The organism is Polaromonas sp., from assembly GCF_013817205.1.
GTDB lineage: Bacteria > Pseudomonadota > Gammaproteobacteria > Burkholderiales > Burkholderiaceae_C > Polaromonas.
Map to the genome: position 1 here is coordinate 12,338 of NZ_JACDDD010000002.1, position 21,791 is coordinate 34,128.

At 61.6% G+C, this 21,791-nt stretch carries 19 protein-coding genes; 1 reads left to right on the plus strand and 18 read right to left on the minus strand.

Features of this window, described 5'->3' with window-relative positions; translation table 11 throughout:
* Positions 1-47: 47 nt before the first annotated feature.
* The 18 genes from carB to rpsB form a co-directional block, all read right to left on the minus strand.
* The gene (carB, locus tag H0W47_RS00645; RefSeq protein WP_296919407.1) at positions 48-3,281 is read right to left on the minus strand and encodes a carbamoyl-phosphate synthase large subunit; all 3,234 of its coding nucleotides are present in this window, start codon (positions 3,279-3,281) and stop codon (positions 48-50) included.
* The gene (gene carA, locus H0W47_RS00650) at positions 3,281-4,465 is read right to left on the minus strand and encodes a glutamine-hydrolyzing carbamoyl-phosphate synthase small subunit (RefSeq protein WP_296919409.1); all 1,185 of its coding nucleotides are present in this window, start codon (positions 4,463-4,465) and stop codon (positions 3,281-3,283) included. The genes carB and carA overlap by 1 nt, the downstream gene beginning before the upstream one ends.
* Before the next feature lie 264 nt (positions 4,466-4,729).
* Positions 4,730-5,506: an RNA methyltransferase gene (locus H0W47_RS00655; protein WP_296919411.1), complete on the minus strand. Its 777-nt coding sequence runs from the start codon at positions 5,504-5,506 to the stop codon at positions 4,730-4,732.
* Positions 5,503-6,120: a ribonuclease HII gene (gene rnhB, locus H0W47_RS00660; protein WP_296919413.1), complete on the minus strand. Its 618-nt coding sequence runs from the start codon at positions 6,118-6,120 to the stop codon at positions 5,503-5,505. The genes H0W47_RS00655 and rnhB overlap by 4 nt, the downstream gene beginning before the upstream one ends.
* Complete coding sequence (lpxB, locus tag H0W47_RS00665; protein ID WP_296919532.1) at positions 6,092-7,222, minus strand: lipid-A-disaccharide synthase; 1,131 nt, start codon at positions 7,220-7,222, stop codon at positions 6,092-6,094. Before lpxB ends, rnhB begins: the two co-directional genes overlap by 29 nt.
* Positions 7,223-7,297: 75 nt before the next feature.
* A complete protein-coding gene (lpxA, locus tag H0W47_RS00670; protein WP_296919414.1) occupies positions 7,298-8,092 on the minus strand; it encodes an acyl-ACP--UDP-N-acetylglucosamine O-acyltransferase in 795 nt (264 codons plus the stop codon).
* Between the two features lie 141 nt (positions 8,093-8,233).
* Positions 8,234-8,674, minus strand: a complete 441-nt coding sequence (gene fabZ / locus H0W47_RS00675) for a 3-hydroxyacyl-ACP dehydratase FabZ (RefSeq protein WP_296919416.1) — start codon at positions 8,672-8,674, stop codon at positions 8,234-8,236.
* Entirely contained in the window at positions 8,671-9,738 is a 1,068-nt protein-coding gene (gene lpxD, locus H0W47_RS00680) for a UDP-3-O-(3-hydroxymyristoyl)glucosamine N-acyltransferase (RefSeq protein ID WP_296919417.1), read from the minus strand. Before lpxD ends, fabZ begins: the two co-directional genes overlap by 4 nt.
* 20 nt (positions 9,739-9,758) lie before the next feature.
* Positions 9,759-10,265: an OmpH family outer membrane protein gene (locus tag H0W47_RS00685; RefSeq protein WP_296919419.1), complete on the minus strand. Its 507-nt coding sequence runs from the start codon at positions 10,263-10,265 to the stop codon at positions 9,759-9,761.
* On the minus strand, positions 10,265-12,571 hold the full coding sequence (gene bamA, locus H0W47_RS00690) for an outer membrane protein assembly factor BamA (protein ID WP_296919421.1): 2,307 nt from the start codon (positions 12,569-12,571) through the stop codon (positions 10,265-10,267). Before bamA ends, H0W47_RS00685 begins: the two co-directional genes overlap by 1 nt.
* A gap of 26 nt (positions 12,572-12,597) precedes the next feature.
* Positions 12,598-13,965 (minus strand): RIP metalloprotease RseP, encoded by a 1,368-nt coding sequence (gene rseP / locus H0W47_RS00695; RefSeq protein WP_296919423.1) that lies wholly within the window; start codon positions 13,963-13,965, stop codon positions 12,598-12,600.
* Positions 13,966-13,978: 13 nt separating this feature from the next.
* Positions 13,979-15,160, minus strand: coding sequence for a 1-deoxy-D-xylulose-5-phosphate reductoisomerase (gene ispC, locus H0W47_RS00700; protein ID WP_296919424.1), 1,182 nt, complete (start codon positions 15,158-15,160; stop codon positions 13,979-13,981).
* A gap of 85 nt (positions 15,161-15,245) precedes the next feature.
* Positions 15,246-16,082 (minus strand): phosphatidate cytidylyltransferase, encoded by an 837-nt coding sequence (locus H0W47_RS00705; RefSeq protein WP_296919425.1) that lies wholly within the window; start codon positions 16,080-16,082, stop codon positions 15,246-15,248.
* A complete protein-coding gene (gene uppS, locus H0W47_RS00710) occupies positions 16,082-16,828 on the minus strand; it encodes a polyprenyl diphosphate synthase (RefSeq protein WP_296919427.1) in 747 nt (248 codons plus the stop codon). The genes H0W47_RS00705 and uppS overlap by 1 nt, the downstream gene beginning before the upstream one ends.
* Positions 16,829-16,979: 151 nt before the next feature.
* Positions 16,980-17,540 carry a ribosome recycling factor gene (frr, locus tag H0W47_RS00715; protein WP_296919429.1) on the minus strand — a complete coding sequence of 187 codons (561 nt, stop codon included), beginning with the start codon at positions 17,538-17,540 and terminating at the stop codon, positions 16,980-16,982.
* Between the two features lie 66 nt (positions 17,541-17,606).
* Positions 17,607-18,317 carry a UMP kinase gene (gene pyrH / locus H0W47_RS00720; RefSeq protein WP_296919431.1) on the minus strand — a complete coding sequence of 237 codons (711 nt, stop codon included), beginning with the start codon at positions 18,315-18,317 and terminating at the stop codon, positions 17,607-17,609.
* Between the two features lie 64 nt (positions 18,318-18,381).
* Entirely contained in the window at positions 18,382-19,293 is a 912-nt protein-coding gene (gene tsf, locus H0W47_RS00725; RefSeq protein ID WP_296919433.1) for a translation elongation factor Ts, read from the minus strand.
* 114 nt (positions 19,294-19,407) lie between these two features.
* On the minus strand, positions 19,408-20,160 hold the full coding sequence (gene rpsB / locus H0W47_RS00730) for a 30S ribosomal protein S2 (RefSeq protein ID WP_296919435.1): 753 nt from the start codon (positions 20,158-20,160) through the stop codon (positions 19,408-19,410).
* A gap of 352 nt (positions 20,161-20,512) precedes the next feature.
* On the opposite strand from rpsB, the gene H0W47_RS00735 reads away from it, so the two are divergent.
* Complete coding sequence (locus tag H0W47_RS00735) at positions 20,513-21,775, plus strand: D-amino acid dehydrogenase (protein WP_296919436.1); 1,263 nt, start codon at positions 20,513-20,515, stop codon at positions 21,773-21,775.
* The last annotated feature ends 16 nt before the right edge of the window (positions 21,776-21,791 follow it).

Genomic DNA, 21,791 nt, shown 5'->3' on the forward strand with positions numbered 1-21,791 from the left:
TACCGCGCCGCCCCATGCGTGACAAGCGAGCTTTCCTCAGCTTGGGCTCAGGCGACCAGCTGGGCGTGTAGTTCCTGGATCGAATGCACGGTCAGGTTGTCCAGGTACTTCATTCCCTCGACCGCCGCTTCGGCACCGGCAATCGTGGTGAAGGTGGTGACCCGGGCCAGCAGCGCCGAGGTGCGGATCTGCCGCGAATCGGCAATCGCATTGCGGCGCTCCTCGACCGTATTGATGACCAGCGCAATCTCGTTGTTCTTGATCATGTCCACCACATGCGGCCTGCCTTCGGTGACCTTGTTGACCACACCACACGTGATGCCGGCCGCCGTGATGGCTGCCGCCGTGCCCTTGGTGGCCACCAGATCAAACTTCATGGCGGCCAAGGCACGTGCCACGTCCACGGCGCGTTCCTTGTCGTTGTTCTTGACGGTCAGGAAGACCTTGCCCGAGGTCGGCAGCTTGGTGCCAGCGCCGAGCTGCGACTTCACAAAGGCCTCGCCAAAGGTCTTGCCAACCCCCATCACCTCGCCAGTGGACTTCATCTCGGGGCCAAGAATGGTGTCCACCCCGGGAAACTTGACGAAAGGAAAGACGGCTTCCTTGACGCTGAAGTACGGTGGCGTGACTTCCTTGCCTATGCCTTGCGCGGCCAGGGTCTGGCCGACCATGCAACGCGCCGCCACCTTGGCGAGCTGGATGCCGGTGGCCTTGCTCACGAAAGGGACGGTGCGCGATGCGCGCGGATTCACTTCCAGCACATAAATCACGTCCTTGCCATCCACACGCTGGATCGCAAATTGCACGTTCATCAGACCAACGACATTGAGGGCCTGGGCCATGGCGGCGGTCTGGCGCTTGATCTCGGTGATGGTTTCCGGAGCCAGCGAGTACGGCGGCAGCGAACAGGCTGAGTCGCCGCTGTGCACGCCGGCCTGTTCGATGTGTTCCATGACGCCGCCGATGAAGGTCACACCGTCCGGGTCGCGGATGCAGTCCACGTCACACTCGATGGCGTCGTTCAGGAAGCGGTCCAGCAGCACCGGCGAGTCATGGCTGACCTTGACGGCCTCGCGCATGTAACGCTCGAGGTCGCGTTGCTCATGGACGATTTCCATCGCGCGGCCACCCAAAACGTAGCTGGGGCGCACCACCAGCGGGTAGCCGAGGGCAGCGGCTTTTTCGAGTGCTTCGGGCTCGGTGCGGGCCGTAGCATTGGGCGGTTGGCGCAATTTCAGTTCATGCAACAGCTTCTGGAAACGCTCGCGGTCCTCCGCTGCGTCAATCATGTCAGGCGAGGTACCGATGATGGGCACGCCGTTTTTCTCCAGGTCCAGCGCCAGCTTCAAGGGGGTCTGACCGCCGTACTGCACGATTACACCCAGCGGCTTTTCCTTGTCGACGATTTCGAGCACATCTTCCAGCGTGAGTGGCTCGAAATACAGGCGATCAGAGGTGTCGTAGTCGGTGGACACGGTCTCGGGGTTGCAGTTGACCATGATGGTTTCGTAACCGTCCTCGCGCATGGCGAGTGCAGCATGTACGCAGCAGTAGTCAAACTCGATGCCCTGGCCAATGCGGTTCGGACCGCCACCCAGCACCATGATTTTTTTATTACCGGTCGGCGCGGCTTCACACTCACTGCCTTCGGCCTCGTAAGTCGAATACATGTAGGCGGTGTTGGTGGCGAACTCGGCCGCGCAGGTGTCCACACGCTTGTAAACCGGACGCACACCCAGCGCACGGCGCTTTTCGCGGATAGCGGTGTCGGTGGTCTTGAGCTGTTTGGCCAGGCGCCGGTCGGAAAATCCCTTTTGTTTGAGTGCGCGCAGCGTGGCGGCGTCCAGCTTGTCCAGTGACGTGGTTTCCAGCTCCAGCTCGATCTTGACGATCTGCTCGATCTGCACCAGGAACCATGGGTCGATTTTTGTGAGAGCAAACACCTCGTCCACGCTCATGCCTAGCGCGAAGGCATCGCCGACGTACCAGATGCGATCAGGGCCGGGCGCGCCGAGTTCCTTCTCCAGCACCTCGCGATCCTGGGTTTTTTCGTTCATGCCGTCCACGCCGACTTCCAGGCCGCGCAGGGCTTTCTGGAAGGACTCCTGGAAGGTGCGACCCATGGCCATGACTTCGCCGACAGACTTCATCTGGGTGGTCAGGCGCGAATCGGCTGCGGGGAATTTTTCAAACGCGAAACGCGGAATCTTGGTCACCACGTAGTCAATGCTGGGCTCGAAACTCGCAGGCGTCGCGCCGCCGGTGATCTCGTTGCGCAGTTCATCCAGCGTGTAGCCGACCGCCAGCTTGGCCGCGACCTTGGCAATCGGGAACCCCGTAGCCTTGGACGCCAGCGCCGAGGAGCGCGACACGCGTGGATTCATCTCGATCACGACCATACGGCCGTCAACCGGGTTGATCGAAAACTGCACATTGGAGCCGCCGGTATCGACGCCAATTTCGCGCAGCACAGCCAGCGAAGCATTGCGCAGAATCTGGTATTCCTTGTCGGTCAGGGTCTGGGCTGGTGCCACGGTGATCGAGTCGCCGGTGTGCACACCCATGGGGTCCAGGTTTTCAATCGAGCAGACGATGATGCAGTTGTCGGCCTTGTCACGGACCACTTCCATCTCGTACTCTTTCCAGCCCAGCAGCGACTCCTCGATCAGCAACTCGTTGGTTGGCGAAGCTTCAAGGCCGCGCTTGCAGATGACTTCAAACTCTTCCGAGTTGTAGGCAATGCCGCCACCGGTGCCACCCAGGGTGAAGCTGGGGCGGATGACGGTCGGGAAACCCAGCGTCTTCTGCACCGTCCAGGCTTCTTCCATGCTGTGGGCAATGCCCGAACGCGCCGAGCCCAGCCCGATCTTGGTCATTGCGTCCTTGAACTTCAGCCGGTCTTCGGCTTTGTCGATGGCTTCGGGCGTGGCGCCTATCAACTCGACCTTGTATTTGTCAAGCACACCGTGGTGCCACAGGTCCAGCGCGCAGTTCAGCGCGGTCTGCCCGCCCATGGTCGGCAGGATCGCGTCGGGCCGCTCCTTGGCGATGATCTTCTCAACCGTCTGCCAGGTGATAGGCTCGATGTAGGTGACGTCGGCCGTGGCCGGGTCGGTCATGATCGTCGCCGGATTGCTGTTGATCAGGATGACCTTGTAGCCTTCTTCGCGCAAGGCCTTGCAGGCCTGCACACCCGAATAGTCGAACTCGCAGGCCTGGCCGATGATGATGGGGCCAGCGCCAATGATGAGGACCGACTTGATGTCTGTGCGTTTTGGCATTATTTTTTTCCTCCATGCTGTTCCATGAGGGCGGTGAAACGGTCAAACAAATACGAGATGTCGTGCGGGCCGGGCGAGGCTTCCGGGTGGCCCTGGAAGCAGAAGGCCGGCTTGTCGGTACGGGCGAGACCCTGCAGCGTGCCGTCGAACAGGCTGATGTGGGTCGGACGCAGATTGGCTGGCAGGGTTTTTTCATCGACCGCGAAACCGTGGTTCTGGCTGGTGATGCTGACCCGCCCGTTGTCGAGGTCCTTCACTGGATGATTGGCGCCGTGGTGGCCGAACTTCATCTTGAAGGTCTTCGCGCCACTGGCTAGCGCCATGATCTGGTGGCCCAGACAGATGCCGAAGGTCGGGATGCCGGTCTCGATCAGTTCGCGCACGGCGGCAATGGCGTAGTCGCAGGGCTGTGGATCGCCTGGCCCGTTGGCAAGAAAGATGCCGTCAGGCTTGAGCTTGAGAATGTCGGCCGCCGGCGTCTGCGCCGGTACCACCGTGATGCGCGCGCCGCGTTCGGCCATCATGCGCAGTATGTTTTTCTTGACGCCGAAGTCAAAAGCCACCACGTGGAATTTCGGCGTGATCTGCACGCCGTAACCGGCGCCCAGTTTCCACTCGGTCTGCGTCCACTCGTAGGTCTGTTTGACCGACACCACTTTGGCCAGGTCCAGGCCGGCCATGCTGGGGGCCGCCTTGGCGGCAGCAATGGCCTTGTCTTTGTTGGCCTGGGAGACATCTTCACCGGCAGGCAGCGCCAGGATGCAGCCGTTTTGGGCGCCATGGCTGCGCAGGTGACGTGTCAGCTGGCGGGTGTCGATCCCGGCGATGGCAACGGTGTTTTCCTTGACCAGATACTCGGTCAGGGTCATGTCCATGCGGAAGTTGGAGGCCAGCAGCGGCAAGTCCTTGATGATCAGGCCAGCGGCGTGGACTTTTTCGGCTTCGACGTCTTCGGCATTGACACCGTAGTTGCCGATGTGGGGGTACGTCAGCGTGACGATCTGCTGGCAATAACTCGGGTCAGTCAGGATTTCCTGGTAGCCGGTCATCGCGGTGTTGAACACCACCTCACCGACAGTGGAGCCCGGGGCCCCGATGGAATTGCCGAGGAAGACCGTGCCGTCTGCGAGCGCCAGAATGGCGTGCGGGGTTCTTCCTGATTTTCCCTGTAGAGACAAAAGCACTGGGTTCTCCGGATGGGTTACGGTTCGCCCAAGCGTGCACAAGAAACGTCTCGGTAAGACTCTTGCGGGCTGCTTTTGTGAGGGGGTTGGCTTGGTATGCGCTGGGCGAAGCTGTGTTTTGAAAAGCCACTGATTATATAACGCCCCCACGTTCGTTCGCTTCGCGTAACTCTCTGCCCCCCAAGGGGGCCGCTGCGCCTGTGGGCCGGCGGAGCCGGACCCGCGGCCCCAACTGGTAAAGAAAATATCCCGAGCTAATCGAGCCTAGCGAGCAGCAATCGAGCTGGCGTAGAGGCAGATTGCAGCGGCAGCTGCCACATTGAGGGACTCCTCGCCGCCGGGCTGGGCGATGCGGACCTTGAGGGCAGCTCGCGCCATCAGGGCGTCGCCCACGCCCTGCCCTTCGTGACCCATGGCCCAGGCACAGGGCATGGGCAGGGCTTGCTGATTCAAAAAACTCCCGTGGTGGGAACTCGTGACCAGAACCGGTACCGTCAGCGCATCGAGTTCTTCGGGGGCCAGGCCTTCAATCAGCTGCAGCGCGAAATGCGCACCCATGCCGGCGCGCAGCACCTTGGGCGACCACAGCGCGGCCGTGCCCTTGAGCGCCAGCACCTGGCTGAAACCGAAGGCCGCTGCGCTGCGCAGCATGGAACCGACATTGCCAGCATCCTGCACCCGGTCCAGGATCAGCGAGGCGGCGCCCGGTGCCAGGGCGGCAGGCGCCGGCAGGTCCAGAATAAACCCCATGCGCGCGGGCGACTCAAGTCCGCTGATGTCGGCCATCAGCAGATCCGGGATCACTATGGTTTTGATAGCTGCCTGCGCCCATTCGGCGGGGGCTAGAGGCCAAAAAGACTCAGAAAAAACGGCCACTGCAGGCCTCAAGCCGCGATCCAGCGCCGCACGGCACAGGTGGTCACCTTCAAGCCAGATGCGTTGCTGCTTGCGGTAGGCCGTGTTGTCCTGCGACAGCCTGCGCAGGTCCTTGAGCAAGGTATTGTCGCGGGACGTGACAAGGACCGGCGCACCGGCGCTCAACGCAGCACCTCTGCCACCGGGCTGAAGGAGCGGCGGTGCTGCGGGCAGGCACCGTGCTCGCGCAGGGCTGCCAGATGTTCCGCCGTACCGTAACCCTTGTGGCCGGCAAAACCGTATTGCGGGTACTCCAGATGGAACTGCTCGCACCAGCGGTCGCGGTGCACCTTGGCAAGAATGGAGGCCGCGGAAATCGCCGGAATGCGCGCATCCCCTTTGACAATGGCTTCAGCAAGGATACTCAGCGTCGGCAGGCGGTTGCCGTCCACCAGCACCTTCACAGGCTTCAGGCGCAGGCCCTCGACGGCGCGCCGCATCGCCAGCAGGGTGGCCTGCAGGATGTTGAGACTGTCGATTTCTTCGACCGTGGCCATGGCAATTGAGCAGCACAGCGCCTTGGCGCGGATCTCGTCATAGAGCCTTTCTCGGCGCAATGCGGTCAGAACCTTGGAGTCGGCCAGGCCCTTGATCGGCTGCAGATCGTCCAGGATCACGGCGGCAGCCACCACCGGGCCGGCCAGCGGGCCCCGGCCGGCCTCGTCCACGCCAGCCCACAGGCCTGGCGTGTCCCAGGAAAGCATGGCCTGTTCAGCCTGCAAGAATGTTCTGGATCGCATCGGTGGCTATTTTCGCGGTATCGCGCTGCAATTCCTCGTGCAGCTTTGTGAATCGTTGTTCAAGTACGCGGACTTTTTCGGGCGCGAAGATTTTCGCATCCACCCAGTGCAAAACGGCATCTGCCAAGGCTTGCGGCGTGGCAGCGTCCTGCAGCAGTTCAGGCACCACAAAATCGCGGCACAGAATGTTGGGCAGGCCGACCCAGGGCTGGAGCTTCTTGCGCCGCATGATCTGCCAGGACAGCCAGTTCATGTTGTAGGCAATCACCATGGGTCGCTTGTACAGCGCCGCTTCCAGCGTGGCGGTGCCGCTGGCAATCAGCGTGACATCACAGGCGGCCAGCGCAGCGTGCGACTGACCGGAAACGATCTGCACATGCGCCAGCATGCCAGCGGCCTGTGCCGCCTGTTCAATCTGTGTGCGCAGTGCGGGAATCGCGGGCACTATGATTTTGATAGCTGGGTGCGCACGCCGGACAAGGGCTGCAGCCCTGAAAAAGCGCTCAGCCAGGTAAGCAATTTCGGAGTGGCGACTGCCCGGCAACAGTGCCAGCACCAGATCGTCCGCCTGCAGCCCAAGCTGCTGCCGCGCTGCGGCCTGGTCAGCTTGCATGGGTATCACGCCGGCCAGCGGATGCCCCACATACGTGGCAGCGATGCCGTGCTGGGCCAGCAGCGCCGGCTCGAAAGGGAATATGCAGAGCACGTGGTCCACGCTGCGGCGGATCTTGTCGACCCGATCAGCCCGCCAGGCCCACACGGCAGGACTGACAAAATGCACCGTTGGAATGCCCGCCGCCTTCAGGTCGGCCTCCAGATCGAGGTTGAAATCCGGTGCATCCACGCCGATGAACACGTCGGGCCGGTCAGCCAGCAGCTTCTGCCGGAGTTGAGTACGGATACCGACAATCTCCCGGTAATGCCGCAGGACTTCGACATAACCACGCACCGCCAGCTTTTCGCTGGGCCACCAGGCCCCGAATCCGCGCCGCGTCATCTGCGCGCCACCAATGCCGCCAGCACGCAGGTCCGGCCAGCGGGCCTGAAAACCATCGAGCAGCAGCCCGGCCAGGAGGTCGCCGGAAGTTTCGCCGGCTACCAGGGCCAAGAATGGGGTGGTGGTGGGTCCAACCACTCCACGGACCGGCAGAGAGCTGGGCGCTTGCGGCATGAGGGCCTAGCGCACGATGCCGCGTTGCGGCGAAGTGCCTTCCAGAAAGCCCAGCATCATCTGCACATCGGCCTCAGCTTCGGGATGCTGGGCCGTCAGCGAGGCGATGCGTGCCCTCGCCTGCTCCAGCGTCAAGTCTTCACGGTACAGTGCCTTGTGCATGCCCTTGACAGCCGCGATGCGGTCCGGGGAAAAACCACGGCGGCGCAGGCCTTCGAAGTTCATGGAACGGGCTGCGGCGGGCTGGCCCTGGCTCATCACAAAAGGCGGCAAGTCGGCAAACAGCAGCGAACACATGGCGGTCATGCTGTGCGCCCCGAGGCGCACAAACTGGTGCACCACGGTAAAGCCGCCCAGGATCACCCAGTCACCCACATGCACGTGGCCAGCCAGTTGGGCGTTGTTGGCGAAGACGGTATGGTTGCCCACATGGCAGTCATGCGCAAGGTGCACATAGGCCATGATCCAGTTGTCGTTGCCCACCCGTGTCACACCGCTGTCGCCGGGCGAGCCGATGTTGAAGGTGCAGAACTCGCGCACGGTGTTGCGGTCACCGATGACCAGCTCGCAAGGCTCACCCGCGTATTTTTTATCCTGGGGAATGGCGCCCAGCGAGTTGAACTGGAAGATGTGGTTATCCCGACCGATGGTGGTGTGCCCCTCGATCACACAATGCGCGCCGATGGTGGTGCCGGCGCCGACGCGGACATGCGGACCGATCACCGTATAGGGGCCGACGCTGACGCTGCTGTCGATCTGGGCCGCCGGATCAACCAGCGCGGTGGAATGAATAACCGTCATGAAAAAAAGAAATGTGTAACACCAGTAGCCGTGCGAGAAAGCGTCCCTTCAAGCCGGGGCCGCGGGACTGGCTCCGCCAGACCGCAGGCGCAGCGGCCCCCTCGGGGAGCAGCGCACTACGCGGAGCGAAAAGCGTGGGGGTCATGTGATCGTGCGCATGGTGCACATCAGTTCAGCCTCACAGGCCATGTTGTCGCCCACGCGGGCCACGCCCTTGAACTTGAACACCCCGGCCTTGAGCCGCTCCAGTGTCACCTCCATGACCAACTGGTCGCCCGGCTCCACCGGCCGTTTGAAACGTGCGCCGTCAATGCCGGCAAAATAATACACAGTCTTGTCGTCGGGGGTGATGCCCTGCATGTCAAACGCCAGCAAGGCTGCGGCCTGCGCCATGGCCTCAAGCATCAGCACGCCCGGCATCACTGGCCGGTGCGGAAAATGCCCGGTGAAAAACGGCTCGTTCATGGTGACGTTTTTCAGGGCCTTGATGCGCTTGCCTTTCTCGAGTTCGAGCACCCGATCCACCAGCAGAAAGGGGTAGCGGTGTGGCAACTGCTTGAGGATTTGGTGGATGTCCATCATGATTTTTCTTCTTTCCTTCGCGAGGCGGTGGCTGTGGTTTGCTCCAGCACCTTGAGGCGTTCACGCAAGCCATGAAGCTGTTTGAGCGTGGCAGCATTTTTTTCCCAACTCGCATTGTCGTCGATGGGAAACAGCCCCGTGTAATGCCCCGGCTTGCGGATGGAACGTGTGACCACCGACGCTGCCGAGACATGCACGTGATCGGCCAGGCTCAGATGCCCCAGCACGACCGCACCGCCGCCTATGGTGCAGTGGGCGCCTATGGTGGCACTGCCTGCCACGCCGACGCAGCCAGCCAGTGCGCTGTGCCGCCCAATATGCACGTTGTGGCCAATCTGGATCAGGTTGTCGAGCTTGACGCCGTCCTCGATCACGGTGTCTTGCAGCGCGCCGCGGTCTATGCAGGTGTTGGCGCCGATTTCGACGTCGTTGCCAATACGCACCGCACCGAGTTGCTCGATTTTGACCCAAGTGCCTTCATGCGGTGCAAAACCAAAACCGTCGGCGCCTATCACCGCGCCCGGATGCACAATGCAGCGCTTGCCGATCACGCAGCCGTCGGCCACGGTAACACGCGCGGCCAGCCGGGTTTGCGTCCCGACAATAACCTCACGACCGATCACGCCATGCTCGCCGACACGCACGCCCACCTCGAGGACAGCATGCGGCCCGATACAGGCAAACGCTCCCACCGAAACGCCTTTCGCCAGCCGCGCCAACGGATCAATGAATGCAGTGGGATGAATCCCGCCCATATCGGCGATTTGGTGAAACTTTTTCCAGAGATGCGTGATGCGGGCGAAGTAAAGGTAGGGATCGCCAACCACGATGCAGGCGCCGCGCAAAATCGCCGCCTGTTCGGCCTGGGGCCCCACGACCACACACGCGGCAAGCGACTGGCTCAGTTGTCCCTGGTATTTGATGTGACTGAGAAAGCTGAGTTCGGTGGGACCGGCTGTGTCGAGGGGCGCGAGCCGCTGGATCAGGACATCCGGGTCACCTACTAACCTGGCGTCAAACTCACCGGCCAGTGACGCGACGATGTCCCCGAGTCTGAGCGTCACGCCTGGCCTGTGATGAACACTTATTTGGCGGCGTTAAGCGCCCTGATGACCTTGTCGGTGATGTCATGCTTGGGATTGGCGTACACCGCCTCCTGCAGCACCAGGTCGAACTTTTCAGTCTCGGCAACCGTTTTGACCACCTTGTTGGCACGCTCGATGACCTGTTGCAGCTCTTCGTTCTTGCGTGCATTGAGGTCTTCCTGGAATTCCCGACGCTTGCGCTGGAAGTCCCTGTCCTGCTCGACCAGCTGCTTCTGGCGTGTGGCACGCTGGCTCTCGGAAAGCGTGGGCGCTTCGCGTTCAAACTTGTCGGCCACTGCCTTTAGCTGGGTGCCGAGGTCGCCGAGCTCTTTTTCACGCCGGCCGAACTCCTGCTCAAGCTTGGCCTGGGCCGCCTTGGCGCTGTTGGCCTCCCGGAAGATGCGGTCAATGTTGACAACGCCGATTTTGAACTCTTGCGCACCTGCAGCAAAAGCGGCAAATGCCAAGGCGGTGGCCAGAAGAAACTTGTATGTGGAATGTTTCATTAGAACGATGTACCAATCTGGAATTGCAATCTCTGGAGTTTATCCCCGGGCTTCTTCTTCACTGGATGGGCGAACGCCAAGCGCAAGGGCCCCAGTGGAGAAATCCAGCTGACGCCTATACCCGTCGAGGCCCGAAGTTCGCGAAGATTGTATTTTTCCTTTTCACCAAACACATTGCCTACGTCCACAAAACCGAACAAACGCAGCGTCCGGTCGTTGCCAGCACCGGGAAAGGGAGCCAGCAATTCAGCATTGAGCGTGATCTTTTTCGGACCACCAATAGAGTTGCCATCTGCATCGCGTGGGCCCAGGGATCCAGGTTCAAAGCCACGTACCGAACCCAGGCCGCCGGAGTAGGAGTTCTTGAACACCGGGAAAGGCTGTCCATTGAGTCCCTTGCCCCAACCCAACTCGGTGTTCATAGCAACCGTGAACTGCTTGTTCAGCGGAACGTACTGCTGGAACTGATAATTGCCGCGCAGGAACCTGGCGTCACCCAAAACGCCCCAGTCACCATAAACGCGCTGGAAACGTCCTGTTGTTGGAACCAGCGCACTGTCTCGTTCGTCGCGAGACCAGCCCAGAGTCAGCGGGAAGGTATTGCTTTTTGCACCAAAATCTTTGACGTATTGCCGGTAGACCCCCGGGAGATTGGTTCCGGAAATATTGATCTGCTCTACGCCGACACCGAAGTAAACCGTGTCGACCTCGCTGAATGGCACGCCGAAACGGATGCTTGCACCGGTTGTCTTGAGTGCATAGTTGGATCCGAAAATCCCGTTCTGACTGTCATAAGGCCGGGATGTACGCGTATACAAATCGATGGTGCGCGAAATGCCATCCGCGGTGAAGTAGGGGTCCACGGTGCTCACGACGAGCTGGCGATTGTATTTTCCGGTGTTGACTTCCAGACCGAGGTAATTGCCGGTACCAAAGGCATTTTCCTGCTTGAAGCCGAAGGAAAGCGAAACCTTGTCCGCACTGGAATAACCGGCGCCGAGCTGAAGGTTGCCTGTTGGTTTTTCAACCACCGCCAGATTCAAATCCACCTGATCAGGCGTGCCCGGCACTTCCTGGGAGTCGATGTTAACCTCGGTGAAGTAGCCGAGGCGGTCCACGCGATCACGTGACAAGCGAATTTTGTCGCCGTCATACCAGGACGCCTCGAACTGGCGAAACTCCCGGCGAACCACTTCATCGCGGGTGCGGTTGTTTCCACTGATGTTGATGCGCCGCACATAGGCACGGCGCGATGGGTCACCCTGCAGTACAAAAGCGACGCGGCTGTTGGCCCTGTCGATCTCCGGCTTGGCCTCGACCTTGGCAAAGGCAAATCCAAAGCTGCCGTAATACTCGGTGAAAGCCTTGACGGTTTGGGCCACCTGGTCGGCGTTGTAGGCAGCGCCGGGCTTGATGACAACCAGCGACTTGAACTCTTCCTCACGCTCAAGGAAATTGCCTTCCAGCTTCACACCAGACACGGTGAAGCGCTCGCCTTCGGTGATATTGAGCGTCACCGAAATATCCTGCTTGTTCGGCGAAATGGCCACCTGGGTGGAGTCAACCTTGAACTCGAGGTAACCCCGGGTCAGGTAATAAGAACGCAGGGTTTCGATGTCGGCATTGAGCTTGGCCCGTGAGTACTGGTCGGACTTGGTGTACCAGCTGAGCCAGCCACCGGTATTCAGGTCAAACAGGCCGCGCAGGGTGGATTCGCTAAAGGCCTTGTTGCCGACGATGCGGATTTCCTTGATCTTGGCGATATCGCCCTCGATAACGCTGAAGGTGACATTGACCCGGTTTCGCTCGATCGGGGTCACTGTGGTCAGCACTTCCGCGCCGTAGAGGCTGCGGTTGATGTACTGACGCTTGAGCTCCTGCTCGGCCCGGTCGGCCAGCGCCTTGTCGAAAGGCCGACCGTCGGCCAGCCCGATGTCGCGCAGCGCCTTTTTCAGAGCTTCCTTGTCAAATTCCTTGGCACCGACGAAGTCCACATCGGCCACGGTCGGCCGTTCTTCCACTATCACCACCAGTACGTCGCCGCTGACTTCCAGACGGACGTCCTTGAACAAGCCCAAGCCGAACAAGGTGCGAATTGCGCTGGAGCCCTTGTCGTCGCTATACGTATCACCAACGCGGAAAGGCAGCGACGCAAAAATGGTTCCAGGCTCCACCCGCTGCAGGCCTTCAACGCGAATGTCACGCACCGTGAAGGGGTCCACAGCCCAGGCGGCTTGCGCGATCAAAAAGCTGGCCACCATCGCCGAAACACTGCGAAGCTTGAATCGTTTGATTTGTTTTTGCATGAAAAGTACGGAATTAACCCAAAGCCCTAACCCAAAAGCCGGGTGATATCATTAAACAGGGCAACAGTCATCATGCCCAGCAGGATGGCAACGCCACCGCGCTGCAACCGGTCCATCCAGGCGTCAGACACGCTCTTGCCGGTTATAGCCTCCCAAAGATAATACATCAGGTGTCCACCGTCCAGAACCGGCAACGGCAGTAAATTGAGCACGCCAAGGCTGACGCTGATCAGGGCCAAAAACAACAGGTAAGCGCTCAGGCCGATGCTCGCCGACTTGCCGGCGTAGTCCGCAATCGTCAGCGGTCCACTGAGGTTTTTCAGGGACGCCTCGCCGATCAGCATCTTGCCCATCATCTTGAGCGTCAGCACCGATACCTCCCAAGTGCGCACTGCACCTTTCCACAATCCGTCCAGCGGCCCGTAACGCACCGTCAACATCGCAGGCGGGGTGCCCACATAGGCGTTGATGCGGCCGATGGACTGCCCGCCCTCCTCCCGGATCTCCGGCGTTACCTGCATTTGCAGGGTCTGCCCGCCCCGCAGGATCTGCCAGCTCTGCACGCCTTTGGCGCTGCGTATGGTTTCGCGCAGTTGCTGGCCGTCGACGATGCCCCGCTCGCCGATGCGCTGCACCACATCATCGGCGCGCAAGCCGGCTTTCTCCGCAGCACCGCCCGGCATGACCTCGCCGATCACTGCCCGCGTCCAGGGGCCCAGGATGCCGATTTTCCTGAACAACTGGGCATCGGCATCGGCGGCATTGAGCTGCCCCAGTGGCAACAGCACGCTGCGCGTCACCGAGACGCTGCCGCCGGCGGACTCGCCCACACCGTCGGTCACTTCCAGGCGTACGTCGCGCCCGCCCAGGGCCGCGCGGGTCAGGCGCCAGCGCAGGTCTTCAAAGGAACGCACTTCCTCCAGCGTTTCACCTTCGACGCCGGCCTGCTGGACACGTTCACCGCCGCGCAGGCCAGCACGTTCGGCAATCGAGCCGGCCACCGGACTGGCCAGCACCGGCTGAGGTTCCTGCATGCCGCTCCAGTTGACGATCGCATACAGCACGATGGCCAACAGCAGGTTAGCGGCCGGGCCGGCCGCCACAATCGCGGCGCGTGCACCCAGGGGCCGGTTGTTGAAAGCCAGATGGCGCTCAGCCGGATCGACCGGGCCTTCGCGCTCGTCCAGCATCTTGACGTATCCGCCCAGCGGCAGCATGCCAATGGAAAACTCGGTGGGCCGAGTCTTCAGCCGCCAGGTGTAGATCGGCTTGCCAAACCCCACCGAAAACTTCAGAACCTTGACACCGCAAGCTACCGCCACGCGGTAATGGCCGTACTCGTGGATGGCAATCAGGATGCCCAGCGCAACAATAAAGGCGACCAAGGTCAGCATGGCAATACTCCGCTCAGGTGGTCAGTTTGGCAGCTAGACCAGTCGCGACTGCGCGCGACTGCTCGTCCAGTGCCAACAGATCGCCGATGCCGCCAATGGCGGGCGCAGAAACTGCGTCCAGCGTTGCGCGGTTCACGGCGTGAATCTGGTCAAAGCGTATCCGTTTTTCAAGAAATGCGGCGACCGCCACTTCATTGGCTGCGTTGAGCACTGCCGTGGTGCCTGCAGGCGCCCCCAACACTTCCCAGGCCAGCGGCAGGCCCGGAAACAGGGTGTCGTCCGGCACCGAGAAAGTCATGGTGGCCAGCGCCCGGAAGTCGAGCGCCTGGGCGCCCGAGCTGATGCGGCCGGGCCAGGCCAGGCCATAGGCAATCGGCACCCGCATGTCGGGCGTGCCGAGCTGGGCCACGACCGAGGTGTCGCGGTACTGGACCATCGAATGAATGATGCTCTGCGGGTGGATCACCACCTCGATCTGCGTTGGCGCCAGCCCGAACAGATAACGCGCCTCGATCACTTCGAGCGCCTTGTTCATCATGGTGGCGGAATCCACCGAGATTTTGCGCCCCATGACCCAGTTCGGGTGCGCGCAGGCCTCTTCTGGCGTGACATCGCGCAGGCTGGCCGGCGCACGAGTGCGGAACGGGCCGCCCGAAGCGGTCAGGATGATCTTGTCAATGCACTCGGACCAAGCTGCCGGGTCTTCGGGCAGAGACTGGAAAATCGCGGAATGCTCACTGTCGATGGGCAGCAACTGGGCGCCGCCCTCGCGCACAGCCTGCATGAAGACCTCGCCACCAACCACCAAGGCCTCCTTGTTGGCCAGCAGCAGGCGTTTTCCGGCCCGGGCTGCCGCCATGCAGGCACCCAGACCCGCAGCGCCCACGATGGCCGCCATCACGCTGTCGACACGTTCGTCAGATGCTATGATTTCGAGCGCATCTTCCCCAAGCAAGACGCGGGTTGACAGCCCATTTGCCTTCAACTTTTCAGCCAGCTCATGGGCGTGCGGTGCGCTTGCCATCACGGCGTAACTGGGCCGGAAACGCTGACATTGCGCCAGCATCAATTCGATCTGGGTAGACGCACTGAGTGCGAATACCTCGAAACGGTCCGGGTGGCCAGCAATCACGTCCAGCGTATTGACGCCGACCGAGCCGGTCGAGCCCAGAACGGTAACGCGTTGTTTTTTCATACCGGATTGAGCGACGCCGGGCCGCCCCAAGGCGCGAAGGCCCCCTTGGGGGGCAGCGTGTTACACGAAGTGAAAAGCGTGGGGGTCATGCCGTCACAAGCATCAGGGCCAGCGGCAACACCGGCACCAAGGCATCAACGCGATCCAGAACACCACCATGGCCGGGCAACAGCCCGCTGGAATCCTTGGCGCCGGCACTGCGCTTGACCAACGATTCGACCAGGTCGCCGACCACGCTGAACGCAGCCAGGAAAATCATGGCCAGCAGGGTCAGCGGCAAGCCGTATTGAGCAGCGAGGCGCGCATAAAAACTGTTCCCGGTGCTGTCCAGCGACACCCAGGCAATACACAGCACCAGCACGCCGACCATGCCGCCCCAAACGCCCTCCCAGCTCTTGCCCGGGCTGATCGCCGGTGCCAGCTTGCCCTTGCTGAAACGCCCACCCAGCCCCTTGCCCGCAAAGTAGGCGCCGATATCGGCGACCCAGACCAGCAACAGCAGCGACAGCAGGAATTCAATGCCGATGAAACGTGCCTGCGCAACCGCCAGCCAGGCCAGCCAGAGTGCCAGAACGCCCACCACCAGGCGCACAACGCGCGGAATGCGCGGCCAGCCAGCCACGCCACCGCGCAGCAGCCAAGCGCCTGCCAGTACCCAAGCCGCCCCTGCCAGACGCCACAGCAGCGGCAAAAGCTGCTCCAGCATGCCGAGGTACCAGGACATCACACACAAGACCACACAGGCCAAGCCGGTCCCCAACGAGGCGACAGTCCCGTAACCGTTCAGGCGCGCCCACTCCCACGCGGCAGCGGAAATCAGCACCACGGCGAGCACTGCGAACGGAATCGCCGTGGTGTAAAAAAGTGCCGGCAGCAAGATGGCCAGCAGCACCAAGGCGGTAATCACGCGTTGTTTGAGCATCAGGCAGCTTTCACGGTAGAGGCTTGAGTGCCCGGCAGCAGCTGACCGGATGTCTTGCCGAAGCGGCGTTCCCGGTTCGCATAAAAGGCGATGGCTTCATCCAGCGCTGCCTCGTCGAAATCGGGCCAGAGCTTGTCGGAAAAATACAGTTCGGAATACGCCGCCTGCCAGAGCAGGAAATTGCTGATGCGCAGTTCGCCACCGGTACGTATCACCAGGTCCGGGTCCGGCACATGGGCCAGCGCCAGCGCCCGGTCCAGCGCCATCTCGGTGATCTCCTGGCCGCTGGCAGCGAGCTTGCGGGCTGCTTGGGCAATGTCCCAGCGTCCGCCGTAGTTAAAACACACGTTGAGAATCAGCTGCTTGTTCTCTGCCGTCGCCGCCTCGGCCTGCATCAGCCCTGCCCTGACCTTGTCGGAGAGCCGCTGGCGCTCGCCCACAAAATGCAGTTGCACACCATTGGCCTTGAGCGAAGGCACTTCGCGCGCCAGCGACAACCCCAGCAGTTCCATCAAGCCCGAAACCTCGTCGGCAGGTCGATTCCAGTTTTCGGATGAAAAGGCAAACACGGTCAGCACGGCAATGCCGCGCGCCATGCAGGCCTTGACGCAACGACTCAGTGCACCCACGCCCTGCTGGTGGCCGGCCACACGCGGCAGGAAACGTTTGGTCGCCCAACGGCCGTTGCCGTCCATGACGATGGCGACATGGTGGGGAATCGCGACGTTAACGCTTGTTTGGGCCATATCGGCAGTCAAAAATAGCGCGAAGTACGCGTGCTTGGGACGGGCTGGCTTGTCAAGCAGGGGCCGCGGGTCCGGCTTCGCCGGCCCGCAGGCGCAGCCGCCCCCCAGGGGGGCAGAGAGCTACGCGAAGCGAGCGAACGTGGGGGCAAAGTCAGACCGCCATGATGTCTTGTTCCTTGGCGGCGACCAGCTTGTCGACATCCGCAATGAAACGGTCGGTGGACTTTTGCACGTCGTCATGCGCGCGGCGCTCATCGTCTTCCGACGCCAGCTTTTCCTTGACCAGTTTCTTCACGCCGTCATTGGCATCACGGCGCAGGTTGCGGATTGCGACCTTGGCGTGTTCGCCCTCGCCGCGCACCACCTTGGTCAGTTCCTTGCGGCGCTCTTCGGTCATGGCCGGCATGGGCACGCGGATCAGGTCGCCCTGGGTAGCGGGATTCAGGCCGAGGTCGGAATCGCGAATGGCTTTTTCGATTTTGGCACCCATGCCTTTTTCCCATGGCGACACGCTGATGGTGCGTGCATCGAGCAACGAGACATTGGCCACCTGGCTGATTGGCACCATGGAACCGTAGTAGTCCACCTGCACGGTATCGAGCAGGCCGGGGTTGGCGCGGCCGGTGCGGATTTTGGTCAGCGCCTGCTTGAAGGACTCCAGCGACTGCTGCATTTTCTGTTCGGTGCTGCTCTTGATATCAACAATGCTCATGATGGAATCTCCGGATCGATCTTGTTTTTGCAAAAGTTGCGCGAGGCGCGCGGCGACCGCGACCGCTCAGACGTGAACCAGGGTGCCTTCATCTTCACCCAGCACCACACGCTTGAGCGCGCCGTGTTTGAAGATGCTGAAAATCTTGATCGGCAGCTTCTGGTCGCGGCACAGTGCAAAGGCCGTGGCATCCATCACTTCAAGGTTCTTGCCGATGGCTTCATCGAAAGTGATGTTGGTGTAACGCGTCGCTGACGGGTCCTTCTTCGGGTCGGCGGTGTAGACGCCGTCAACCTTGGTGGCCTTGAGCACGATCTCGGCGCCGATCTCCGCGCCGCGCAGGGCGGCGGCGGTGTCGGTCGTGAAAAACGGGTTGCCGGTGCCGGCCGCAAAAATCACCACCTTGCCCTCTTCGAGGTACTGCAGGGCCTTAGGACGCACATAGGGCTCGACCACGCGCTCGATACCAATGGCCGACATCACGCGCGGCGTGAGGCCGGCCTTATCCATGGTGTCGCCAAGCGCCAGCGCATTCATCACGGTGGCCAGCATGCCCATGTAGTCGGCGGTGGCGCGGTCCATGCCGACCGAGCCCCCCGCCACGCCGCGGAAAATATTGCCGCCGCCGATCACGACCGCGACCTCCACGCCCAGGCGTGTGACCTCGGCAATCTCTTCAACCATGCGCACAATCGTCGCGCGGTTGATGCCGAAGGCATCGTCCCCCATCAAGGCTTCACCTGAAAGTTTCAACAAGATTCGCTTGTAGGCTGGCATGAGGGAAGTTCCTGTCGTTTTTATGGGCGTAAGTTTAGCGGCCTTCAGGGTCAGTTCGGGCTGGTCAGCCCTTGGCGGCAGCCACCTGGGCGGCCACTTCAGCGGCGAAATCGTCCACTTTCTTCTCGATGCCTTCGCCGACCACGTACAAGGTGAAGGACTTCACGGTGGTGGCCTTTTCCTTGAGCATCTGCTCGACGGTCTGCTTGTCGTTCTTCACGAAGGTCTGGTTGTGCAGGCTGACTTCCTTCAGGTATTTCTGCACGCCGCCTTCGATACGCTTGGCAACAATTTCGGGCGACTGCACCGGCTTGCCGGCGGCCGTGGCCACGGCAGCGTCTTCGGCGGCCTTGGCGGCAGCCACGGAACGCTCACGCGCTACCAGTTCGGCCGGCACCTGGTCGCTGGACAGCGACACCGGCTTCATCGCAGCCACATGCATGGCCACATCCTTGGCGGCGGTTTCGTCGCCGTCAAACTCGACCACCACGCCAATGCGTGTGCCGTGCAGGTAAGACGCGAGCTTGCCACTTTCGAAACGCTGGAAACGGCGCACCGACATGTTCTCGCCGATCTTGCCGATCAGGCCCTTGCGCACGTCTTCAACCGTCGGGCCGAAACCGTCCAGGCTCAAAGGCATGGCGCCGATGGCGGCAACATCGGCGGGGTTGTTCTTGACGATGCCCTTGGCCACCGCGTCGGTGAAGGCCAGGAAGCTGTCGTTCTTGGTGACAAAGTCGGTTTCGCAGTTGATCTCGACCAGCGCGCCAATGCCGCCTTCGCTGTGGTAGGCGATCACGCCTTCAGCGGTGATGCGGGACGCGGCCTTGCCAGCCTTGTTGCCGAGCTTGACGCGCAGGATTTCTTCAGCTTTTTCGAAGTTGCCTTCGGCCTCGGTCAGTGCCTTCTTGCACTCCATCATCGGGGCGTCGGTTTTTGCGCGCAGTTCTGCGACCATGCTTGCTGTGATTGCCATCTTGGGTTCTCCGTGTGTCGTGTTGACTTCAAATAAATACGTGCCTTTGGACAAAGGCTGTGAAAAAGGGGCTACGCGAGCCCCTTTTTCGCGTCAGGCGCAGGGCCGCGGCTATCAGGCAGCGGCGTTTTCCACTTCGACGAATTCGTCGGTGCTTTCGGCGGACACCATCTTGACGACTTCATTGCCGGCGCTGGCGCGGCCTTCGATGATGGCGTCGGCAATGCCGCGTGCGTACAGGGCCACGGCCTTGGACGAGTCGTCGTTGCCGGGGATCACGTAATCGATGCCGATGGGTGAGTGGTTGGAGTCAACCACGCCGATCAGCGGGATGCCCAGCTTCTTGGCTTCGAGGATGGCGATCTTGTGGAAGCCCACGTCGATCACGAAAATCGCGTCAGGCAGGGCATTCATGTCCTGGATGCCGCCGATGTCTTTTTCCAGCTTTTCCATTTCGCGCTTGAAGGTCAGCTGCTCTTTTTTGCTCAGGGAATCGAGGCCGACTTCCTGCTGGGCCTTCATTTCCTTGAGACGCTTGATCGAGGTCTTGACCGTCTTGAAGTTGGTCAGCATGCCGCCCAGCCAGCGCTGGTCGACAAAAGGCACGCCGGCGCGTTTGGCTTCGGCGGAGACCAGCTCGCGGGCCTGGCGCTTGGTGCCGACCATCAGGATGGTGCCGCGGTTGGCGGACAGCTGCTTGGCGAACTTCATCGCTTCCTCGAACATCGGCAGCGATTTTTCGAGGTTGATGATGTGAATACGGTTGCGATGGCCGAAGATATACGGGGCCATCTTCGGGTTCCAGAAGCGGGTTTGGTGACCGAAATGGACGCCGGCTTCCAGCATTTCACGCATGCTTGTTGACATAGAGATACTCCAAAGGTTGTGTCTAAAATCAGCGCTTATCACCCGGAGAGCTCTTGTAATAGAGTCGTGCGGGCAACACCTTGAATGGCTGATTTGCGATTTGCTGCGCGACGGCGGGATTGCCTTTTGCACAGCCTGCTGAGTATAACATCCCTGCCATCTGTGCCCGGCGGCGTCAATCATCCACCGCTCTGCGCCACTGATCATTGCATCGCGTATCCTTCCCAAACACACTGTAAAAATGATAGCTGCCTGCATCCGTCCAGCAAGGGCCGGATGCCAATTTGACCCATAAACACATGCGTTTTCCCAAAATTGTCCTGATTCACCCCGGTTCATACCGGGCCAAGCCATGAAGGTCGCCGTCATAGGCGCCGGCATCATCGGCATCACCACCGCCTGGGAACTGGCCCGTGACGGCCACGAGGTCACGGTTTTCGAGCGCCGCGGCGCAGCCGCCGAAGAAGGCAGTTTTGCCAACGCTGGCGTGGTCGCACCCGGCTACGTGACGCCCTGGGCCAGCCCGGGCATGCCGCGCAAGGTGCTGGGGCATCTGTTCAGCCGCCATGCGCCTGTCACCCTGGGCCTGCCGCTGTCCGGCAGCGAGCTGGCCTGGATGTGGAAATGGTGGCGCGCCTGCCGGCTTGAAACCTACCTGTCCAACCGCGCCCGGCTGCAGCGCCTGGCGTTCTACAGCCGGGAACGGCTGCACCAGATCACGGCCGACCGGCAGCTCGAATACGACCGCAGTCCGGGCTATCTGGTGCTGCTGCGCGCCGAGGGCGATGCCCGCATGGTGGAGCTCGGCCTGCAGGTGTTGCGCGACGCCGGGGTGGCTTTCCGCCAGGTCGGTAGCGACGAAGCCCGCAAGATCGAGCCGGCGCTGAATCCGGACACGGCTTTTCTGGGCGCGATTCATCTGCCGGATGACGAGGTCGCCAACTGCCGGCAGTTCGCTCTGCTGCTCAAAACCGAAGCCCAGCGCCTCGGCGTGAATTTTGAGTTCAACAAGGCCGTAGCCCATATGGAACGGTCGCATCCAGCTACTTTTTTGATAGCAGGCGAAAGTGCGCCGCGCAGCTTCGACGCGGTGGTGCTGTGTGCCGGCCTGGCGTCGGCGAGGCTGCTCGGGCCGCTTGGCCTGAAGATTCCGCTGGCGGCGGTCTATGGCTATTCGATCAGCGCCTCAATTCGCGAGCCCCTCAACGCACCACGCAGCGCACTGATGGACGAACGCTACAAAGTCGCCATTTCGCGATTGGGCAACCGCGTGCGCGTGGCCGGCAGCGCCGAGCTTGGCGGCAACCCGGACAAAAAGCGGGCGGCCTCGGTGCAAACGCTGTACAAGGTGCTGCAGGACTGGTTTCCGGGCGCTGCACAAACCTCCAACACGGGCGCCAGCGTGCAAGAGTGGAAAGGCGCCCGTCCCATGCTGCCGGACGGCCCGCCCATCATCGGCGCCAGCGGCCTGCCCGGCCTGTGGCTCAACCTGGGCCACGGCTCCAGCGGCTGGGCCCTGAGTTGTGGCAGCGCGCGAGCTGTGGCCGACCTGGTAGCCGGCCACGCGCCAGCCATTGACATGGACGGGCTTGATGTGGGTCGGCTGACGCGCTGACAGCCGCACAATCAGG

Bases quoted from the DNA above. Each gene is read 5' to 3' on its own strand.
- carB (WP_296919407.1), bottom strand. From the start codon at position 3,281: ATGCCAAAACGCACAGACATCAAGTCGGTCCTCATCATTGGCGCTGGC.
- rnhB (WP_296919413.1), bottom strand. From the start codon at position 6,120: ATGCGATCCAGAACATTCTTGCAGGCTGAACAGGCCATGCTTTCCTGG.
- lpxA (WP_296919414.1), bottom strand. From the start codon at position 8,092: ATGACGGTTATTCATTCCACCGCGCTGGTTGATCCGGCGGCCCAGATC.
- fabZ (WP_296919416.1), bottom strand. From the start codon at position 8,674: ATGATGGACATCCACCAAATCCTCAAGCAGTTGCCACACCGCTACCCC.
- H0W47_RS00685 (WP_296919419.1), bottom strand. From the start codon at position 10,265: ATGAAACATTCCACATACAAGTTTCTTCTGGCCACCGCCTTGGCATTT.
- bamA (WP_296919421.1), bottom strand. From the start codon at position 12,571: ATGCAAAAACAAATCAAACGATTCAAGCTTCGCAGTGTTTCGGCGATG.
- rseP (WP_296919423.1), bottom strand. From the start codon at position 13,965: ATGCTGACCTTGGTCGCCTTTATTGTTGCGCTGGGCATCCTGATTGCC.
- ispC (WP_296919424.1), bottom strand. From the start codon at position 15,160: ATGAAAAAACAACGCGTTACCGTTCTGGGCTCGACCGGCTCGGTCGGC.
- H0W47_RS00705 (WP_296919425.1), bottom strand. From the start codon at position 16,082: ATGCTCAAACAACGCGTGATTACCGCCTTGGTGCTGCTGGCCATCTTG.
- uppS (WP_296919427.1), bottom strand. From the start codon at position 16,828: ATGGCCCAAACAAGCGTTAACGTCGCGATTCCCCACCATGTCGCCATC.
- frr (WP_296919429.1), bottom strand. From the start codon at position 17,540: ATGAGCATTGTTGATATCAAGAGCAGCACCGAACAGAAAATGCAGCAG.
- pyrH (WP_296919431.1), bottom strand. From the start codon at position 18,317: ATGCCAGCCTACAAGCGAATCTTGTTGAAACTTTCAGGTGAAGCCTTG.
- tsf (WP_296919433.1), bottom strand. From the start codon at position 19,293: ATGGCAATCACAGCAAGCATGGTCGCAGAACTGCGCGCAAAAACCGAC.
- rpsB (WP_296919435.1), bottom strand. From the start codon at position 20,160: ATGTCAACAAGCATGCGTGAAATGCTGGAAGCCGGCGTCCATTTCGGT.
- H0W47_RS00735 (WP_296919436.1), top strand. From the start codon at position 20,513: ATGAAGGTCGCCGTCATAGGCGCCGGCATCATCGGCATCACCACCGCC.